This window comes from Ruegeria sp. BI7 (genome assembly GCF_056537925.1).
Genome location: NZ_JBQFSK010000003.1, coordinates 172,491 through 190,841 on the forward strand (window position 1 = coordinate 172,491; position 18,351 = coordinate 190,841).

The 18,351-nt window shown below is 58.5% G+C and carries 21 protein-coding genes, 2 tRNA genes and 1 riboswitch; of the genes, 15 read left to right on the forward strand and 8 right to left on the reverse strand.

Annotated features, from left to right (window positions below; translation table 11 throughout):
* Nucleotides 1-3 precede the first annotated feature (3 nt).
* Nucleotides 4-588 (reverse strand): ubiquinol-cytochrome c reductase iron-sulfur subunit, encoded by a 585-nt coding sequence (gene petA / locus ACR0JB_RS10325; RefSeq protein ID WP_170349660.1) that lies wholly within the window; start codon nucleotides 586-588, stop codon nucleotides 4-6.
* Nucleotides 589-1,073: 485 nt separating this feature from the next.
* Between petA and ACR0JB_RS10330 the strand changes: the two genes are divergently transcribed.
* On the forward strand, nucleotides 1,074-1,532 hold the full coding sequence (locus ACR0JB_RS10330; protein WP_170349659.1) for a c-type cytochrome: 459 nt from the start codon (nucleotides 1,074-1,076) through the stop codon (nucleotides 1,530-1,532).
* 41 nt (nucleotides 1,533-1,573) lie between these two features.
* Here ACR0JB_RS10330 and ACR0JB_RS10335 read toward each other — a convergent pair whose 3' ends face one another.
* Entirely contained in the window at nucleotides 1,574-2,182 is a 609-nt protein-coding gene (locus ACR0JB_RS10335) for a glutathione S-transferase (RefSeq protein ID WP_170396722.1), read from the reverse strand.
* Nucleotides 2,183-2,291: 109 nt separating this feature from the next.
* A riboswitch (FMN riboswitch) is annotated at nucleotides 2,292-2,439 on the forward strand.
* Between the two features lie 74 nt (nucleotides 2,440-2,513).
* On the opposite strand from ACR0JB_RS10335, the gene ACR0JB_RS10340 reads away from it, so the two are divergent.
* From ACR0JB_RS10340 to cobO, 5 genes are all read left to right on the forward strand, one after another.
* Nucleotides 2,514-2,954, forward strand: coding sequence for a 6,7-dimethyl-8-ribityllumazine synthase (locus ACR0JB_RS10340; RefSeq protein WP_170376366.1), 441 nt, complete (start codon nucleotides 2,514-2,516; stop codon nucleotides 2,952-2,954).
* A 95-nt stretch (nucleotides 2,955-3,049) separates the two neighbouring features.
* Nucleotides 3,050-4,150: a chorismate synthase gene (gene aroC / locus ACR0JB_RS10345; RefSeq protein ID WP_170396724.1), complete on the forward strand. Its 1,101-nt coding sequence runs from the start codon at nucleotides 3,050-3,052 to the stop codon at nucleotides 4,148-4,150.
* Nucleotides 4,134-4,796, forward strand: a complete 663-nt coding sequence (locus ACR0JB_RS10350) for an HD domain-containing protein (RefSeq protein ID WP_170396726.1) — start codon at nucleotides 4,134-4,136, stop codon at nucleotides 4,794-4,796. Before aroC ends, ACR0JB_RS10350 begins: the two co-directional genes overlap by 17 nt.
* A gap of 45 nt (nucleotides 4,797-4,841) precedes the next feature.
* Nucleotides 4,842-5,777 (forward strand): DMT family transporter, encoded by a 936-nt coding sequence (locus tag ACR0JB_RS10355; RefSeq protein WP_170506281.1) that lies wholly within the window; start codon nucleotides 4,842-4,844, stop codon nucleotides 5,775-5,777.
* 58 nt (nucleotides 5,778-5,835) lie between these two features.
* On the forward strand, nucleotides 5,836-6,435 hold the full coding sequence (cobO, locus tag ACR0JB_RS10360; protein WP_170396728.1) for a cob(I)yrinic acid a,c-diamide adenosyltransferase: 600 nt from the start codon (nucleotides 5,836-5,838) through the stop codon (nucleotides 6,433-6,435).
* A gap of 33 nt (nucleotides 6,436-6,468) precedes the next feature.
* On the opposite strand, the gene ACR0JB_RS10365 is transcribed toward cobO, so the two are convergent.
* From ACR0JB_RS10365 to ACR0JB_RS10380, 4 genes are all read right to left on the reverse strand, one after another.
* A complete protein-coding gene (locus tag ACR0JB_RS10365; protein WP_170506287.1) occupies nucleotides 6,469-6,666 on the reverse strand; it encodes a hypothetical protein in 198 nt (65 codons plus the stop codon).
* A 262-nt stretch (nucleotides 6,667-6,928) separates the two neighbouring features.
* Nucleotides 6,929-7,294: an SPW repeat domain-containing protein gene (locus tag ACR0JB_RS10370; RefSeq protein WP_170349651.1), complete on the reverse strand. Its 366-nt coding sequence runs from the start codon at nucleotides 7,292-7,294 to the stop codon at nucleotides 6,929-6,931.
* 109 nt (nucleotides 7,295-7,403) lie between these two features.
* Nucleotides 7,404-8,354, reverse strand: coding sequence for an AraC family transcriptional regulator (locus tag ACR0JB_RS10375; protein WP_170349650.1), 951 nt, complete (start codon nucleotides 8,352-8,354; stop codon nucleotides 7,404-7,406).
* Between the two features lie 127 nt (nucleotides 8,355-8,481).
* Nucleotides 8,482-9,348 carry a branched-chain amino acid aminotransferase gene (locus tag ACR0JB_RS10380; protein ID WP_170349649.1) on the reverse strand — a complete coding sequence of 289 codons (867 nt, stop codon included), beginning with the start codon at nucleotides 9,346-9,348 and terminating at the stop codon, nucleotides 8,482-8,484.
* A gap of 160 nt (nucleotides 9,349-9,508) precedes the next feature.
* On the opposite strand from ACR0JB_RS10380, the gene ACR0JB_RS10385 reads away from it, so the two are divergent.
* The 6 genes from ACR0JB_RS10385 (at nucleotide 9,509) to dxs (ending at nucleotide 14,764) form a co-directional block, all read left to right on the forward strand.
* The gene (locus tag ACR0JB_RS10385) at nucleotides 9,509-10,021 is read left to right on the forward strand and encodes a MarR family winged helix-turn-helix transcriptional regulator (protein ID WP_170349648.1); all 513 of its coding nucleotides are present in this window, start codon (nucleotides 9,509-9,511) and stop codon (nucleotides 10,019-10,021) included.
* Entirely contained in the window at nucleotides 10,018-10,719 is a 702-nt protein-coding gene (locus tag ACR0JB_RS10390; protein ID WP_170349647.1) for a response regulator, read from the forward strand. Before ACR0JB_RS10385 ends, ACR0JB_RS10390 begins: the two co-directional genes overlap by 4 nt.
* A 69-nt stretch (nucleotides 10,720-10,788) precedes the next feature.
* Nucleotides 10,789-11,715, forward strand: a complete 927-nt coding sequence (locus ACR0JB_RS10395; RefSeq protein WP_170396735.1) for a histone deacetylase family protein — start codon at nucleotides 10,789-10,791, stop codon at nucleotides 11,713-11,715.
* Nucleotides 11,712-11,954 carry an exodeoxyribonuclease VII small subunit gene (locus ACR0JB_RS10400; protein WP_058282745.1) on the forward strand — a complete coding sequence of 81 codons (243 nt, stop codon included), beginning with the start codon at nucleotides 11,712-11,714 and terminating at the stop codon, nucleotides 11,952-11,954. Before ACR0JB_RS10395 ends, ACR0JB_RS10400 begins: the two co-directional genes overlap by 4 nt.
* Nucleotides 11,955-12,821, forward strand: coding sequence for a polyprenyl synthetase family protein (locus ACR0JB_RS10405; RefSeq protein ID WP_170506290.1), 867 nt, complete (start codon nucleotides 11,955-11,957; stop codon nucleotides 12,819-12,821). It abuts the gene before it with no gap.
* A gap of 14 nt (nucleotides 12,822-12,835) precedes the next feature.
* Nucleotides 12,836-14,764 carry a 1-deoxy-D-xylulose-5-phosphate synthase gene (dxs, locus tag ACR0JB_RS10410; RefSeq protein ID WP_170506293.1) on the forward strand — a complete coding sequence of 643 codons (1,929 nt, stop codon included), beginning with the start codon at nucleotides 12,836-12,838 and terminating at the stop codon, nucleotides 14,762-14,764.
* Between the two features lie 32 nt (nucleotides 14,765-14,796).
* On the opposite strand, the gene ACR0JB_RS10415 is transcribed toward dxs, so the two are convergent.
* A tRNA-Thr gene (locus ACR0JB_RS10415) sits at nucleotides 14,797-14,872 on the reverse strand.
* A gap of 206 nt (nucleotides 14,873-15,078) precedes the next feature.
* Between ACR0JB_RS10415 and ACR0JB_RS10420 the strand changes: the two genes are divergently transcribed.
* The 3 genes from ACR0JB_RS10420 to arsJ are packed head-to-tail and all read left to right on the forward strand — an operon-like array spanning nucleotide 15,079 to nucleotide 18,169.
* Nucleotides 15,079-15,912, forward strand: a complete 834-nt coding sequence (locus ACR0JB_RS10420; RefSeq protein ID WP_170396744.1) for an arsenate reductase/protein-tyrosine-phosphatase family protein — start codon at nucleotides 15,079-15,081, stop codon at nucleotides 15,910-15,912.
* Nucleotides 15,909-16,907: an ArsJ-associated glyceraldehyde-3-phosphate dehydrogenase gene (locus ACR0JB_RS10425; protein ID WP_170396746.1), complete on the forward strand. Its 999-nt coding sequence runs from the start codon at nucleotides 15,909-15,911 to the stop codon at nucleotides 16,905-16,907. The genes ACR0JB_RS10420 and ACR0JB_RS10425 overlap by 4 nt, the downstream gene beginning before the upstream one ends.
* Nucleotides 16,904-18,169 (forward strand): organoarsenical effux MFS transporter ArsJ, encoded by a 1,266-nt coding sequence (gene arsJ / locus ACR0JB_RS10430; RefSeq protein ID WP_480789898.1) that lies wholly within the window; start codon nucleotides 16,904-16,906, stop codon nucleotides 18,167-18,169. The genes ACR0JB_RS10425 and arsJ overlap by 4 nt, the downstream gene beginning before the upstream one ends.
* Before the next feature lie 56 nt (nucleotides 18,170-18,225).
* Here the strand turns inward: arsJ and ACR0JB_RS10435 are convergent.
* Nucleotides 18,226-18,302, reverse strand: a tRNA-Arg gene (locus tag ACR0JB_RS10435).
* Between the last annotated feature and the right edge of the window lie 49 nt (nucleotides 18,303-18,351).

Below are 18,351 nucleotides of genomic sequence, written 5' to 3' on the forward strand. Positions count from 1 at the left end.
CCCTTAGCCGAGCTTGATGGTTGTCGCATCCACCCATTCAACGGGCGGAACGGGCAGGTTTTCAGGCGCGGGGCCTTTGCGGATACGACCGGCAAGGTCATAGTGCGAACCGTGGCAGGGGCAGAACCAGCCACCAAAATCACCCGCATCGCCCAGTGGGACACAGCCCAGGTGGGTGCAAACGCCCATCTGAACAATCCATGCGCCGGGCGCTTCGCCTTCGGGCGACGGCATCACGCGGTTGGCGTCAGTCGCAGGCGCATCGGCGGGCAGGTTGAAGTTGCGCGCCAGCGGATCAGGCAGTGCATCTACGCCTTCGGCGTCCTGTTCCTGAGCCTCTTGGATCTCAGCACCGGTACGGTGACGGATAAATACAGGCTTGCCCAGCCATTTGACGGTCAGCTGCGTGCCCGGCTCGACACCGCTGACGTCCTGGCGAATCGAGGACAGCGCCTGAACGTCTGCCGATGGGTTCATTTGGTTGATCAGGGGCCATACGGCTGCACCCGTCGCAACGACACCTGCGCCGCCTGCGACGTAGTAGAGGAAATCTCTGCGGGTGCCTTCGTGGTCTTCTGCGTGGGACACGAGGTTTTCTCCGATTCCGGCGCCCGCGATTGCGGGCAAACATGCATCAGCACCGCATCAAAGCGGCGTCTCATCGCGGCTATCTAGCCGGGAGAAATCGGTTCGTCCAGCGGTCATAGGCGCGCAGGACGCCTCAACAGGGCATTCATGTCACAACGACGGGGTATTTTTTCAAGATGGGGGCGGATTTAAGCGGGGGAACCAGCCGCCTGTCTAAACCTGCTGCCCATGTGATTCGGATGAGGCATACTGAGGGCGAAACCGGCATGCAGAACTGGGTTTTGCCCCGCAAGAAAGCGGGCATCGGGCAAGATTCAGACCAGATTCTGCCACCCTATTTTCCACTTTTCTGGAATGTGTGACCAATTAAAAACTGAGTTAAAAATGTATATTTTATAACGGGTTATATACGTCTGAATTCGATTGCACTTTTAACGGGAATCCACGAAAGGCAAGGAAATTCCAACCTCTGCAGGACGTTTTCAATGTCAAACCCCGTGTCACAACTTTTTGCACCAACGCTGACCCTTTTTCTGGCCATCGCGTCTCAGGCCGTGGCCGTTGGCGATCCGGCTAAGGGTGAAAAACTATATAACCGCTGCTCTTCTTGCCACGCGATCATCAAAGATGGAGAAATTTTGGTCAAAGGCGGCATAACCGGGCCGAATCTGTATGGTGTGGTAGGTCGTGTTGCCGGATCCGAGACTGATTATCTTTACGGAAGCGAACGCCTGCCCATCGGAATGTTCACTGATGACATGATCCGTGCGGGCAACGAAGGGCTTGTGTGGACCGAGGAAAATATCATCGCTTACTCGCAAGACCCGATTGGGTTTATTCAGGATTACCTGAATGACGAAACCGCACGCCCGAACATGAGCGTGAAGCTGAAGAAAGGGGCCGAAGACATTGCTGCCTATCTGGCCACCTTCAGCAGCCAGTAATGCAAAAGGCTCCGCCCCATCCTCGGCGCGGGGCCTGTTTCCTAGGCTGGCGGGCGGGTGGCAACCATGCTTGGCCGTTCGCTGAAATCCGCGTACCACGCGGCCAACGCATCATTGCCCTTACGCCAGCCACGCGCATCATGCCGCATGTCCAGATACCCCAGTGCGCAGGCCACAGCGATCTGGCCCATATCCAGCGGGCCCGCCAAATGGGCCATCCACCGTTGGTTCAGCGCAGCGCAGGCGCGTTCGATCTTACCCCATTGCGCATCCTTCCAAAGGTCCCACTGCTTATCCTCGGGGCGGAAACGCTCTTCATAGGCGACCGCCAAAGCTGAATCCATAATACCGTCTGCCAGCGCTTCCAGTGTCAGCACGTCCCAGCGCCCGGAACCCTCGGGGTACATCCCGGCCTTGGCGCGTGCATCCAGAAAGGCGCAGATCACCCGACTGTCGAACAATGTCGGGCCATCGGACCGCTCCAACGCGGGGATTCTGGTCAACGGCACTTTGCCCAGCAGGGAATCGGAGGGATCCAACGGCGTATTGGCAATGGTCATCACCTCGACATCGTCAAGTTGGTTGGCTTCATGCAGCAAAACCATAACCTTACGCACATAGGGGGACATCGGGCTGTGATAGAGTTTCATTCACATTCTCCTTGGCTTCAGAAACCCTACAGCAGCTGGTTTGAAACAAAACCCATCAATTGCCAGCACCTTCACCCTTGCGGAACCGCGCGGGCCTTGGCAATGTCGATCCCGTTCTCAGGGCGGGGCGAAATTCCCCACCGGCGGTATGCGGGCCAAGACCCGTAAGCCCGCGAGCGGCCCCGTTGACCGGGGTGTCAGCAGATCTGGTGAGAGGCCAGAGCCGACGGTTACAGTCCGGATGAAAGAGAACGTGCAAGTAACGCCGGTGATACGGCGTATTTGCTCGTGATCGCCTTGGGTGACGTGTCTGTTACGAAAGGAGATCATGATGACACACACCCGCTATGCTTTTATCAAAGCCAACTGGCATTCCGATATCGTTGACCGCGCGCTGGATGGGTTTCTGGACCTCATTCCCGCCGAGCAGGTCGACGTTTATGACGTCCCCGGCGCGTTCGAGATGCCGCTGCTGGCCCGCGACCTGGCCCAAACCGGGCGTTATGCCGCGGTCGCCTGCGCCGCATTCGTCGTGGATGGCGGTATCTACCGGCACGATTTCGTTGCCCAAGCCGTGGTTGACGGGCTAATGCGCGCTGGGATGGACACAGGTATTCCGGTCCTATCGGTATCGCTGACCCCGCACCAGTATCAGGAAACCGACCACCACAATGCCATCTACCGCGACCACTTTGTGCAAAAGGGCCGCGAAGCCGCACAGGCGGCGCTGAAAATCACCCAGACCCGCGCCGGGTTGGCGGCAGCTGCGTGATGTGAACAAGGTTGGGGTCAAACGGCCCCAACCGCAAATCCGCTTGAGGCCGCGGGCCTTGCCCGCTAATCACGACGCGCAAAGGAGCATGCCCCATGTCGATGAACAGCTTTGGACACCTCTTCCGCGTCACCACTTGGGGCGAAAGCCACGGGCCCGCTTTGGGTGCCACCGTCGATGGCTGCCCGCCGGGCGTTGCGATTGACGAGGCGATGATTCAGCACTGGCTGGACAAGCGCAAACCAGGGCAGAACAAATTCACTACCCAGCGACGTGAGCCTGATCAGGTTAAAATCCTGTCCGGCGTGTTCGAAGGCCAGACCACCGGCACGCCCGTGCAACTGATGATCGAGAACACCGATCAACGCTCAAAAGACTACGGCGATATCATGGACAAGTTCCGGCCGGGTCACGCCGATATCACCTATTGGCAGAAATACGGTATCAGGGATTACCGCGGTGGCGGGCGCAGTTCGGCCCGGGAAACCGCATCGCGTGTGGCCGCCGGGGGGCTGGCGCGCGAAGCAATCAAACAGATCGCTCCCAATGTGCAGATCACTGGCTATATGGTGCAAATGGGGCCGCGCAAGATTGACCGCACCAATTTTGACTGGTCGCAAATAGAACAGAACCCGTTTTGGACACCTGACGCGGCAGCAGCCGTAGACTGGGCGACCTATCTGGATGATCTGCGCAAATCCGGCAATTCGGTCGGCGCAGTGGTTGAAGTGGTAGCCCGAGGCGTCCCTGCCGGCATCGGCGCCCCGGTATATGCCAAGTTAGACACTGATCTGGCTGCTGCGATGATGTCGATAAACGCCGTCAAAGGTGTTGAGATCGGTGAAGGTATGGCCGCTGCCGAACTGACCGGCGAAGCCAACGCAGACGAAATTTTCATGGGGCAGGACGGTCCGCAATACAGCTCCAACCATGCGGGCGGTATTCTGGGCGGTATCTCGACTGGGCAGGATCTTGTGGTGCGATTTGCGGTGAAGCCGACCTCGTCGATCCTGACCACCCGCAAAACCATCACTAAATCCGGTGAAGAAACCGAGATCATTACAAAAGGGCGCCACGATCCTTGCGTCGGCATCCGTGCTGTGCCCGTGGGCGAGGCAATGATGGCCTGCGTCATCCTCGACCACTTGCTGCTGCACCGTGGCCAGATCGGAGAGAACCGTGGACGGATCGGCTGATCTGCGCGCGCGCCTGCGCGCCGTCGTCGCGCAGCGGATGGAGACCGACCCGGCGCATGATCTGGCCCATCTGGACCGGGTTTGGGTGAACGCGCAGGCCATTGCGGACGATCAGACCGACATGCCCGTGTTGCTGGCCGCCAGCTATCTGCATGATCTGGTGAACCTGTCCAAAGACGACCCGGATCGCCATCTGGCATCCCGCCAGTCCGCGCAGGAATCAGAGCCTATACTGGGCAAACTTGGCTATAGCCCAGACCAAGTTCGCGCAATTCAGCATGCGATTGAGGCACACAGCTTCTCTGCCAATATCACGCCAGTCTCACCCGAGGCCTGCATCTTACGCGATGCGGATCGGCTGGACGCGCTGGGCGCGATTGGCATTGCGCGGAACTTTTCGGTTTCAGGCGCTTTGGGACGGGCGCTGTACGATCCGGCAGATCCGTTTGCCGCAAGTCGGTCCTTGGACGATCTGACTTATTCGCTGGATCACTGGAAGGTAAAGCTGCTGGGCCTGCCCAGTGACATGCTGACCGAGGGCGGAAAAACCCTTGCACGACAACGCATCGAGCTGATGATCCGCTTTCTGGAGGACTTCGCGGACGAGATCGGCCAGTCTCTGCCTGCGGACTGGACAAATTCCTGATTCCACGCGTTGATCTTTGTCGAACAAAGGCGCAGGTTCGCGCCGATGGCAAAACCGTTAACATCGCATCGACCGCTGCTGGCCGTCGCTCTGAAAACGAGCGCGGTGTTTTTGTTCACCGTGATGGCCGGGTTGATCAAGTCGCAGTCTGATCACTTTCCGCCGGGAGAGATGGTGTTTTTCCGATCACTGTTCGCCATTCCAGTGATCGTCATCTGGCTGATCTCACGCGGAGAATTGGCGCAAGGCTTTGTCGTGCGCAAACCCATGGGTCACTTCTGGCGCGGCGTACTGGGGACCACAGCGATGGGGCTGACCTTTACTGGCCTTGGCCTGATCCCCCTGCCCGAGGCCACGGCAATTGGTTACGCGACCCCGATTTTCACCCTGATTCTGGCCGCGATCATGTTGGGCGAGCGCATCCGCAAGATTCGGATTGCCGCCGTGGCCATTGGCCTCTTGGGTGTTCTGATCATGATCTGGCCCCGACTGGGCGGCAACAACATGGAGGCCGCCGCCACCATCGGCGCGCTGTGCATTCTAGGGGCGACCGTTGCACGCGCCTTTGTGCAGATTCACATCCGGCAGTTGGTGCAGGTCGACCACCCGGCGGCCATTGTGTTTTATTTCTCGATGACCGCGACCTTGCTGTCCGGTCTGACCGTTTTCTGGGGCTGGGTCCTGCCAACGTGGGAGCAAGCCGCCGTGTTGATTCTGGCTGGGTTGATCGGCGGTGTGGCACAGATTCTAGTGACCTCGTCCTATCGCTTTGGTCAGGCGTCGATGCTGGCGCCCTACGACTATACTTCGATGTTGTTTGCCATTGTCATCGGTTATGTCTGGTTCAGCGAACTGCCAACACTGGTGATGTTGATCGGTGCGGCGCTGGTGATCGCCGGCAATATCGTGGTGATCTGGCGCGAACATCAGCTGGGTCTGGAACGCGGACGCGCCCGCGCCGTCACAGACCCAAAAGCCTGACCTTTACCTTTGCCAAACTTCCCCTAGGGTGTGGCGCGACACAAAATGAGGGTTCCCCATGAGCGACGCGCAGGATCACAAGGAAAAGATGCAAAAGGTGCAGGCTCAGCACCGCAAGAAAGTCTCAGAGGCGGTCGATCCCGACCGTGGGCTGGTGCTGATCAACACCGGCAAAGGCAAGGGCAAATCCTCGGCTGCTTTTGGCGTGGTGATCCGCGCCCTGGGTTGGGGGCAGAAGGTCGCCGTGGTCCAGTTCATCAAGGGCAAGTGGAAAACCGGCGAGCGGCGTTTCTTTGAAGAACGTGATCTGGTCACCTGGCACACGATGGGCGAGGGCTTTACCTGGGACACCCAAGACCGCGAGCGTGACATCGCCGCCGCTAATGCCGCCTTTGACAAGGCCCGCGCGCTGATGGCCAGCGGGGATTATGATCTGGTGGTTCTGGATGAGATCAACATCGCCCTGCGCTATGAATACCTGTCGGTTGATCAGGTGATTGGCGGTCTGAACGAACGATCGGAAAAGACCAGCGTTTTCCTGACCGGGCGCGACGCCCCGCAAGCGCTGCGCGACTATGCCGATCTGGTTACCGAAATGACCGAAGAAAAGCACCCGTTCCAAGCCGGTATCAAAGCCCAGCGCGGCGTAGATTTCTGAAAACAAAGTCTAAACAGCCCCAATTCGGGGCTGTTACACCGCCTGATTTTCATTGAGAAAACGGACAGACCCGCGTTGGCTGGCGACGCTGTCAGGTAAACGGTCGGTTGACTTGGCATCTGTGGCAGGTTTTTTCTTGTCGACATAGGCGCAAAAATCGTCGTCACAACAGCAGCCACACGCGGTTGCGGCCTCGTACCGTGCCATGATTTCGTCCAGCGGATCGCCCATACCAAGCTCTTTCCATGCCAGTCTGTTTCGTTTCCGAGGCGGCGGCGGGCTCTCACCAAGTCATGCGCTAAGCCCGCAAACCGCCTCGAAATTCGGTGCCGGATAGTATCATACCCAGCGTTGCTTTTTATCTGATTATTTTAGTCGGGAATTGCAAGGGCAAAAGCGCCGTGTGATCAGGTGTGATGCGTTTGATGAGCGGATGAGCCGCCTGTTCTTAAAACAAGCGACTCACAGACATAAAAGTGGGCGTATTTCACACTCAGGCGGTTGCGCCCTGTTCCGACGCGCTAAGCGAGATCACAGCAACCACCGCCGCACCATTCAGCCAGTAGTAAATTGCGTCCAGCCCCGTAAAACCAAACAGGCTAGGCGCGGCCAGGAACGTGACGCCGACGAGCAAATCAACCGCCAGGTGGAATTTATAGGGCAGAACCCGCCAGACGCCGAGATGGTGGTCGGTCAGCACGGTCAGAACAAGCGCCGCGACACCGGTGACTACCGACAGCCACAACGCCATTGGGTTGGATTGCCCCAACCCTAAAACAAAAGGCAACACCATCAGCGCCAGAGCAACCGGATAATCAAGATAAGCATGCACAGTGCGGGTAACAAAACGGACAGACATTGTTTTTTCCTTTCCTAATTTGGCATGGCACCAAGTTAAGATTGGATAGTCGGACGTTTAATTCTGGATCGTTCGCGAAACATTGCAGATCGTTCGAAAATCCAGCGGATCAGTGCATGGACCGGTAAGCTGCCGGAGACAGGCCAATCTGTTTCTTGAACACGCGGGAAAAGGCCGCTTCTGACGCATAGCCAACCTCGGCCGCCGCATCCGCCACGTTCCAGCGATTCTCAGTCAGGCCGTGACAGGCGATCTGCATACGCCAATCCGTCAGATATTGCATGGGGGTCGCGTTCATCTTCTCGGCAAACAACTGCGCGAAGGCGGTACGTGACATCCCGGCCTCACGCGCCAGTGACTCGACACTCCATTCCTGTGCGGGGGCCTGATGAAAGGCGGTCAGCGCCCGCGAGATGCGCGGATCAGCGAACCCGGCCAAGGCGGTATCGCTGGGGCTTTGGTATTCCAGATGGGCGCGTATAGCTTGCGCAAATAGCACTTCGGACAGTTTCAGGGCGATCAGGTCGCCCCCGATACGGGCACCGTTGATCTCGGACCCGATCATGCGCAGGGTCGCTTCGATCCAGGCACCGGCCTCTTCGCCGTAGTTTTCGATCAGAATGTACGACGGCAAGCGGTCGATCAGCATATGACCTGCGCCCCTTCGTCCCGGCGGACCAGTGAATGAGAAATGGCCGCACACCAGCTGAGTATCGCGGCTTTTATCCTCGCCCCCGTAAATCAGGACGCCATCGCCCTGATAACCGGCCTCCTCCAGAACCTGCTCTAATGGCAACGCGTCCAGTGGCTTGATCTCATTGCACAGCAGCGCGTGCGCGGCCCCGTGCGGGATCAGGATCAAATCGCCTTGCTTGAGCCGCAGCGTTTCCCCTGTGTTAGAGACGTAAACCTTCAATTCGCCGCGCTGAACAAAGTGGAACCGGGCGACATTTTGATAGGCAGGGACCTGGATACCGAAAGGCGGCGTGAATGACGTGCGGAAGTAGAATGTCCCCCGCAAGGACAGGCGGGTGAGGATATCGCTGAGCAGGTCCAACATGGGCGTAACCTATCGCTGCCTGCGCTGCCGTCCAGCCCGTTGAACGATCTGCACAAGAACTTGAACGGCAGGCAAAGAAAAACCCCCACGAAACGCGGGGGTTCAAAACTGTGCGTTTCTGGTCAGATCAGGCGCGAACCAGCGCCTCATAATCTGCAGCGATCTCGCGGGTCAGATCTCCGACTTCGAAAGTGTAGTCGCCGATTTGCCCCACCGGAGTGACCTCGGCCGCTGTGCCGGTCAGCCAGCATTGCTCGAAATCAGCCATTTCTTCGGGCTTGATACGACGTTCAATCACGTTGATGCCCTTGTCTTTCAGCATCTGGATCACGGTCTGACGGGTGATGCCGTTCAGGAAGCAATCGGCCAACGGAGTATGTACCTCGCCATCCTTGACGAAGAACACGTTGGCACCGGTCGCCTCGGCCACATAGCCGTTGTAATCCATGAACAGCGCGTCCGAGCAGCCCTTGGCCTCGGCCTTGTGCTTGGAAATGGTGCAGATCATGTAGAGACCCGCCGCCTTAGCGTGAACCGGGATGGTTTCCGGACTTGGGCGTTTCCATTCGGCGATGTCCAGCTTGGCGCCTTGCATCTTAGCGTCGCCATAATAGGCGCCCCAAGGCCAAACCGCGACAGCCATACGTACCGGGTTTCGGGCCGAGGCCACGCCCATATCTTCGCCCGAACCGCGCCAGACCAGCACCCGCACATAGGCGTCCTGCAGACCGCTGGCTTTCAGGGTTTCTTCCTTGGCGGCTTCGATCTGATCGATCGTATAAGGCATCGGCATGTCCAGCGCGTCGGCAGATGCGATCAGACGCTCGGAATGCTCGCGGCTTTTGAAGATCTTGCCGTTATATGCGCGCTCACCTTCGAACACCGAGGACGCATAGTGCATCGCATGAGACAGGATGTGTACATTGGCATCGCGCCAAGGCACCAGTTCACCGTCTATCCAGATCACGCCGTCACGATCATCATACCCCGCCATGCGAAACCTCCTGAACTGGGTTGAATTTTTCGCTTGTTGCGCCATTTAAGTCCGATGCGGACATAAAGTTGCGCAGAAACTGCGGTTCGATACCTGTCCACTCTTGGAATGTCAATAACGCTGACATAAAGTCGGTCCTGAGTAACGAATGAGGCAAATGATGTCGGATACGCGCCCCGCCCAAGTGTTTGGCGGTGAAAGCCTTTTGTTTTTGACCGACGAACAGTTGCGACAAGGGATCGAAGCGATGTTTTTCGCTTACCGGGGCTTTACCGCCGATCCTGATCGCATTCTGGCGCAACTCGCCTATGGTCGAGCCCATCACCGCGCCGTTCATTTCATCAACCGTGCGCCAGGAACGACCGTGAACAACTTGCTGGCAATCCTTGGCGTGACGAAACAGTCGCTGAACCGGGTGCTGCGGACCTTGATCGATGACGGGCTGGTCGAAAGCCGCGTGGGCACAGTGGACAAGCGCGAACGCCATCTGTTTCTGACCGAAAAAGGCAAGGCGCTTGAGGCCAAACTCTCTGAGGCTCAGCGGGTGCGAATGCGCGCCGCCTACAAGGATGCGGGCCCAGAGGCAGTATCAGGATTTCGTAAAGTACTTGAAGCAATGATGGATGCTGATATGCGTCATGCTTACACGAAACTGCGGGATACGACCTCATGAGCGATTTGGATGCCCATCTGCTGATCGTCGACGACGATGAGCGTATTCGTGATCTGCTCAAGAAATTCCTGATGCGCAGCGGGTTTCTGGTGACCGCCGCCCGTGATGCCGCCCATGCGCGGCGGGTATTGTCGGGGCTGGACTTCGACATGATCGTTCTGGACGTGATGATGCCGGGCGAAGACGGCGTAAGCCTGACCAGAACGCTGCGCGAAACCCATTCAACCCCGATCCTGCTGTTGACCGCGCGTGGTGAGACCGAACACCGGATCGCGGGGCTTGAGGCCGGTGCGGACGATTACCTGGCCAAACCGTTTGAGCCGAAAGAGCTGTTGTTGCGGATCAACGCTATTCTGCGGCGGATGCCCGAAACGCCTGCCCAGGATACGGCGACCAAGATTCTGACCCTCGGCCCGATCCGCTATGACGTGGAACGTGGTGAGATGTGGCAGGGCGAAGAACCGGTGCGTCTGACTGCGACGGAAAGCCAGTTGATGAAGATCTTCTCGACCCAACCCGGTGAGCCTATCAGCCGCGCCAAGCTAGTCGAGGATCTGGGCCGCGACAAGGGACAGGCGCAGGAACGCGCGGTGGATGTGCAGATTACCCGGCTGCGGCGCAAGATCGAACAAGACCCAAAGCAGCCACGTTATCTGCAGACGGTCCGGGGCGCCGGGTATATGCTGGCGCCGGATTGATCAGGCCGCTGCGCGGCGATTATTGGCCTTCGGCGAAGGTATTTTTAGCCAGATAAACAGGGGATCGATATGAAAACCGCCCTTTTGACTCATGCGGATTGTCTGGAGCATGTCACTCCGGATGGGCACCCTGAGCGGGTGGCCCGGCTGGAGCATATCCTGCATGCTTTGGAGTCATTGGACCTGAACCGGGTGACAGCCCCGCTGGCGGCGGATGACGATCTGCTGCGCATACATCCGGAAAGCTACATCCGGGATGTGCGCAAAATGTGCCCCGCGGAGGGCTTTGCCCAGATCGACGGGGACACGTTCATGTCTCCGGGCTCGGTCGATGCGGCCTATCGCGCGGCGGGGGCTGTGGTACGGGCGGTGGATATGGTGCTGGGCGGTGAGGCGCAAAATGCGTTTTGTGCGATCCGGCCTCCGGGGCATCACGCCGAAACCGACACCGCCATGGGGTTTTGCCTGTTCGGCAATGCCGCGCTGGCGGCAAAACATGCGTTGGATCATCACGGGCTGAACCGCGTCGCAGTGGTTGATTTTGACGTGCATCACGGCAATGGCACGCAGGATTTGCTGTGGGATGAGAAACGCGCACTTGTGATCACCAGCCAGCAGATGCCGTTATGGCCCGGATCGGGGCGTCCGGATGAAACCGGCGCGTTTGAGACCATTCTCAACATCCCCCTGTCCCCCGGTTCCGGCGGGGCCGAGATGCGTGCGGCCTATGAAACACAGGCGTTCCCGCGCCTGCGCGCCTTCAAGCCGGACCTGATCATCATCTCGGCTGGATTTGACGCGCATCAGGACGATCCATTGGCCAATCTGAACTGGTCCACAGGTGACTTTGCCTGGGTCACCGCGGAGCTTTGCAAAATAGCCGATGAGCTTTGCGGGGGACGTATCGTCTCGACTCTGGAAGGCGGGTATGATCTGAACGCACTGGCCCAGGCCACACGCGCCCATGTGGAAGAATTGATGAAGGCAGCCCGATGACCGATACTCCAGTAGACCAGATGACATTCGAACAGGCGATGAAAGAGCTTGAGGCCGTTGTTGGCCAGCTCGAGCGCGGCGATGTGGCGCTGGACCAGTCCATCGCGTTGTATGAGCGCGGCGCGGCGTTGAAAAAGCGCTGCGAGGAGGAACTGAAGCGGGCCGAAGAAAAAGTGGCCGCTATTACTCTGGACGCCAACGGTCAGCCGACCGGGACGACGCCTGTCGAAGGTCAGTAAATGTTTCGTGAAAAACTAGCGCAGGATGCGGCGCGGATTCAGGATCAGTTCGATCTGGTTCTGGGCGCGCTGGACGATCTGAATGTGACCCGTGCGATGGCCTATGCCATCAAAGGTGGCAAACGGGTGCGTGGGTTTCTGGTGCTGGAAAGCGCGCGCCTGCACGGCGTGGATGCAAGTCGCGCCGTTTGGCCTGCCACCGGGATCGAAGCACTGCACGCGTACTCACTAGTCCATGACGATCTGCCCTGTATGGATGACGACGATCTGCGCCGTGGGCGACTCACGGTTCATGTGAAATGGGACGACGGCACCGCCGTTCTGGCCGGGGACGCGTTGCAGACGCTGGCCTTCGAACTCTGCACCCGTCCCGAGGTCGGCACGGCCGAGGTTCGGGCAGAATTGGCTCTGACCCTTGCCAAGGCCAGCGGAGCGCAAGGTATGGTGCTGGGTCAGGCGCTGGATATCGCGGCGGAAACGGCTGCAGCACCGCTGACCCTGGACGAAATCACGCGCCTTCAAGCGGGTAAGACCGGTGCCCTTATTGAATGGTCCGCATGTGCAGGCGCACGTTTGGCGCAGGCCGACCCCGGGCCGTTGCGCCAATATGCCCGGGCACTGGGGCTTGCTTTTCAGATCGCGGACGACATTCTGGATGTCGAGGGTGATGCCGAAAAGGCTGGAAAACGCCTGCAAAAGGATGCCCAGGCTGGCAAGGCCACATTTGTTTCACTGTTGGGTCTGGAAGCAGCCAAAGCCCGTGCGGCGGAACTGGTGGATCAAGGCTGCGCCGCACTGGACGGCTATGGCGCATCGGCAGAAACCTTGAAGGACGCCGCCCGCTTCGTTATTGCCCGGGACAGCTAAGCCAGGAACGCCAAATGTCTGACCGCCCGAAAACGCCTTTGCTGGACCTTGTGAACCGCCCTGCGGATCTCAAGCAGTTCTCGGACGTGCAGCTGCATCAGGTGGCACAGGAATTGCGAACCGAAACGATCTCGGCCGTATCCGTCACAGGTGGGCACTTGGGCGCGGGCCTAGGTGTAGTCGAGCTGACCACCGCGTTACATGCGGTGTTCGACACGCCCCGCGACAAGATCATTTGGGATGTGGGGCATCAGTGTTATCCGCATAAGATCTTGACCGAACGACGCGACCGTATCCGAACCCTGCGCATGAAGGACGGGCTGAGCGGGTTCACCAAGCGCAGCGAAAGCCCGTATGATCCGTTTGGGGCGGCGCATAGCTCAACCTCGATCAGCGCCGCACTTGGGTTTTCCGTGGCTCGCGATCTGGGAGGCGTCACGCCCGAAGGGCTGGGTGACGCAATTGCCGTGATCGGCGATGGGTCGATGTCGGCGGGTATGGCCTTTGAGGCGATGAACAACGCCGGTCATCTGGGTAAACGCTTGATCGTCATCCTTAATGACAATGAGATGAGCATCGCCCCACCCGTCGGTGCACTGTCCAGCTATCTGTCGCGAATTTATACCGAAGCCCCGTTCCACGAATTGAAAGCGGCTGCCAAGGGTGCGGTTTCGCTTCTGCCTGAACCGTTCCGAGAAGGTGCGAAACGGGCCAAGGAAATGCTGAAAGGCATGGCGGTGGGCGGCACGCTGTTCGAAGAGCTTGGCTTTTCCTATATCGGGCCTCTCGACGGTCACGACATGGATCAGTTGCTGCCGGTTTTGCGCACGGTCAAAGCACGGGCAACCGGTCCGATCCTGATCCATGTGCTGACAAAAAAGGGCAAAGGCTACGCGCCCGCCGAGCAGGCCCGCGACAAGGGCCACGCCACCGCGAAATTTGACGTGGTCACGGGCGAGCAGAAAAAGGCCCCGTCCAACGCGCCGTCATATACGTCGGTCTTTGGCAAAGCGCTGGTTGATGAGGCGGGGCGCGATGACAAGATCGTTGCGGTCACGGCCGCAATGCCGGATGGCACCGGGTTGAACCTGTTTGCCGAACGCTACCCGTCGCGCTGTTTCGACGTCGCAATTGCGGAACAGCACGGCGTGACCTTCGCGGCGGCGCTGGCGGCTGGCGGTATGAAACCGTTCTGCGCGATGTATTCGACCTTTTTGCAGCGCGGCTATGATCAGGTGGTGCATGACGTGGCCATTCAGCGCCTGCCGGTGCGTTTTGCCATCGACCGGGCAGGGCTGGTGGGTGCTGATGGCGCAACCCATGCGGGATCCTTCGATATTGCCTATCTTGCCAACCTGCCCGGCATGACCGTCATGGCCGCTGCGGATGAGGCCGAACTGATGCACATGGTGGCCACGGCGGCGGCCCATGATGACGGTCCCATTGCGTTCCGCTATCCGCGCGGCGAGGGTGTGGGCGTCGACCTGCCTGAACGAGGCGAGGTGCTTGAGATCGGCAAAGGCCGCATGATCCAAAAAGGTGCGCGCGTGGCGCTTTTGTCCTTTGGCACCCGCTTGGCCGAGGTGCAGAAGGCCGCCGAGGCCCTTTCAGCCCGCGGGATCACACCCACCATCGCCGACGCCCGTTTCGCCAAACCGCTGGACTGTGATCTGATCCTTGATCTGGCCGCTAACCACGAGGCTCTGATCACCATCGAAGAAGGTGCCGTTGGCGGATTTGGTAGCCACGTGGCACAGCTATTGGCGGATGCGGGTGTGTTCGATCACGGGCTGAAATACCGCTCGATGGTGCTGCCGGATATCTTCATCGATCAGGCCAGCCCAGCGGACATGTATGCCGTTGCGGGCATGAATGCCGAACAGATCGAAGCCAAGGTTCTGTCGGTTCTCGGCGTCACAACAATAGGCGAAAAACGCGCCTAAGCGGCTACCGGAACACGATTCGGGAATGCATGTGGTGCCTCAAGAGGGACTCGAACCCCCGACCTTGTCCTTACGAAGGACCTGCTCTACCAGCTGAGCTATTGAGGCAAGCGAGGGTTCGTTTAAACGGTCGGGGTGGTACGCGCAAGCCTACTTCTTTTTGGTTTCCTCGTGCTTTTTCCACGCGTTTGGGCAAGCTGCGCTGTTGGCCGCTCGACCCCAACGCGAACATTCAGTGACAACGAATGTGAATTTATTGTAACGGCGCGGGTTAGGGATTGTTGCTTGCGTATTATTTCGATATTTCATGAAATATGATAAATCGAATAACAAACCAACTCGCTGTCCTTGGCCACCCGCAACGTATTTCGGTGTTTCGTATTTTGATGCGACGCTTTCCTGACGCCGTTCCGGCGGGTGAATTGGCGACAGAGCTGAGTATCAAACCCAGCACTCTGTCGAACTATCTGAACGCATTGCAACGATCCGGGTTGGTGACGCAGAAACGGTCGGGGACTTCCCTGCTTTATTCGGTTGAAATGAAGAACGTGCAGAACATGCTGGGCTTCCTGCTGAACGATTGCTGCCGTGGCCGCCCTGATATCTGCATGCCATCCGAGCAAGGAAACGGCGCAATAACGGGCCGCAAATTCAACGTGTTGTTTATCTGCGTAGGCAACTCGGCACGTTCCATTTTTGCCGAGACCCTGCTGCGAGACATCGCCGGGAACCGGTTCAACGTCTACTCAGCTGGCACAAAATCGTTTTCCGAGCTGAATCCGATGGCCATGCAAGTGCTTGAGGACAAGGGTCATGACACCTCGGGTCTACGGTCCAAAAGCATATCTGAATTCTCGGGCCCCGACGCGCCCGAGTTGGATTTCGTTTTTACTGTCTGCAACAAGGCCGCAAACGAAGAATGCCCCGCCTGGGAAGGTCAGCCGATCAGCGGCCACTGGGGTATGATCGATCCGGTCCAGACCAAAGGCACAGACGCCGAAAAAAGCCTGGCCTTCCAGAACACTTATGGCGCGCTCAAGCGCCGGATCGAAGCCTTCACCTCTTTGCCGGTCGAAAGTCTTGACCGGATCGCATTGCAATCTGCTGTCGATGACATCGGCAGAACGCCTGTCGAGGAAAAACTATGACAACCTACGCACTGAACGGTTTGGGCCGGATGGGAAAGCTGGCCTTGAAACCATTGCTGGAAAAAGGCGCCAAGATCGCCTGGATCAATGATGCAGTGGGCGACCCCGAAATGCACGCGCATCTGCTGGAGTTTGACACCGTGCATGGCCGCTGGGATGCCAATTTCGAGCATGACGCAGAGAGTGTCACGATCAATGGCACCCGCCTGCCTTTTATTGGCACCAAGGACCTGAATGCCCTTCCACTGGACGGTGTCGATGTGGTTATCGATTGTACAGGCGTATTCAAGACTGAGGCCAAGTTGGCCCCTTATTTCGAGGCTGGCGTGAAAAAGGTTGTCGTCTCGGCCCCGGTCAAGGATGGGCCCACCGCAAACATCGTCGTGGGCGTCAACGATGCCACCTATGACCCGAACAAGCACCTAATCGTCACCGCTGCCTCATGCACCACCAACTGCCTGGCGCCGGTGGTCAAGGTGATCCATGATAACCTGGGCATTCGACACGGATCGATGACCACAATCCACGACGTGACCAACACGCAAACCATCGTGGATCGACCGGCCAAGGACCTACGCCGCGCACGCTCGGCGTTGAATTCTCTGATCCCGACCACCACAGGATCGGCCACCGCAATCACGCTGATCTACCCCGAACTCACGGGGCGGCTGAACGGCCATGCGGTGCGTGTGCCGTTGCTGAACGCCTCGCTGACCGATTGCGTGTTCGAAGTCGAGCGGGAAACAACTGCTGAAGAGGTCAACGCCCTGTTCAAAGCCGCTGCCGAAGGGGGCATGAAAGGTATTCTGGGTTATGAAACGCGGCCTTTGGTGTCGACCGACTACACCAATGATACACGCTCTTCGATCGTGGATGCGCCTTCGACCATGGTGGTGAACGGAACGCAGGTAAAGATCTATGCCTGGTACGACAATGAAATGGGTTATGCGCACCGCCTGGTGGACGTTGCCCTGATGGTTGGGTCGGGGCTGTGACACAACGGCCCGAGGGTCTGTCGGCCTATATCGCGGTCACAGCCGCCTATTGGGCGTTTATGCTGACCGACGGTGCGTTGCGCATGTTGGTGCTGTTGCATTTTCATTCGCTGGGTTTTTCCCCGGTGCAGCTGGCCTATCTGTTTGTTTTGTATGAGGTCGCAGGGATCGTAACCAATCTGACGGCGGGCTGGATTGCGGCACGCTTCGGGTTGACCTCGACGCTTTATGCCGGTCTGGGACTTCAGGTTCTGGCCTTACTGGCGATGACGCAACTGGACCCGAATTGGACCATCGCAGCATCGGTGACCTTTGTGATGATGGTGCAAGGGGCCAGCGGCGTGGCCAAGGACCTGGCCAAGATGTCCTCGAAATCTTCCGTGAAACTGCTGGCACCCACCGAGGGGGGCGGGCTGTTTCGTTGGGTGGCGGTGCTGACCGGATCCAAGAATGCGGTGAAAGGGCTGGGCTTTCTGCTGGGTGCGGTGATGTTGGCCACCTCGGGATTCATGATGGCGATCCTGATTATGGCCGCAGTTCTGGCGCTGATATTGATTGGAGTAATACTGTTCATGCCCGCAGGTCTGCCCATGGGCCGCAAGGGGGCAAAATTCTCCGAGGTGTTCTCGAAGTCCGCCAATGTGAACTGGCTTTCGGCGGCGCGTGTCTTTCTTTTTGGCGCCCGAGACGTGTGGTTCGTGGTCGGCATCCCGATCTATTTCTACGCCGTGCTGTCCGACGGCACCCAAGAAGGAAACCGCGCAGCCTTTTTCATGATCGGCTCTTTCATGGCGGTTTGGGTTATCCTCTACGGCGCTGTTCAAGCCAGCGCGCCCAAGATTCTGCGCGCCAGTGAACGCAGCGAAGCAGACCTGATCCGCTCCGCCCGCAGCTGGGCCGCAGCTTTGTTTTGCGTACCCGCCGCATTGACGATTGTGGTGCTGTTCTCTTCAGACCCCGAAACATGGTTAACCGTCACGCTGGTTCTGGGCCTGCTGCTGTTCGGCGCGGTGTTCGCAGTCAACTCATCGCTGCATTCCTACTTGATCCTGGCCTTCACAAAATCGGAACGGGTGACGATGGATGTCGGATTTTACTACATGGCCAACGCGACGGGCCGTCTTGTGGGCACCGTCCTGTCCGGGCTGACCTATCAAATCGGAGGTCTTTCCCTGGTCCTGGGCACCGCAGCCGCGATGGTTGCACTGGCAGCGCTGGCATCGGGCAAGCTGACCGATCAAACCGCTGACGCCTATTCTTGAATGTCGTCGTACACTACCTGACCGCCCGGCCGCCTATAGCTGTGTTTCAGCAAACTTGGCGACCCCGGCAGGATTCGAACCTGCAACCTGCCCCTTAGGAGGGGGCTGCTCTATCCAGTTGAGCCACGGGGCCGCGCAAGGCTCTCTGTAACCCGGTTTTTTCAGGTTGTCATGACCTTTGC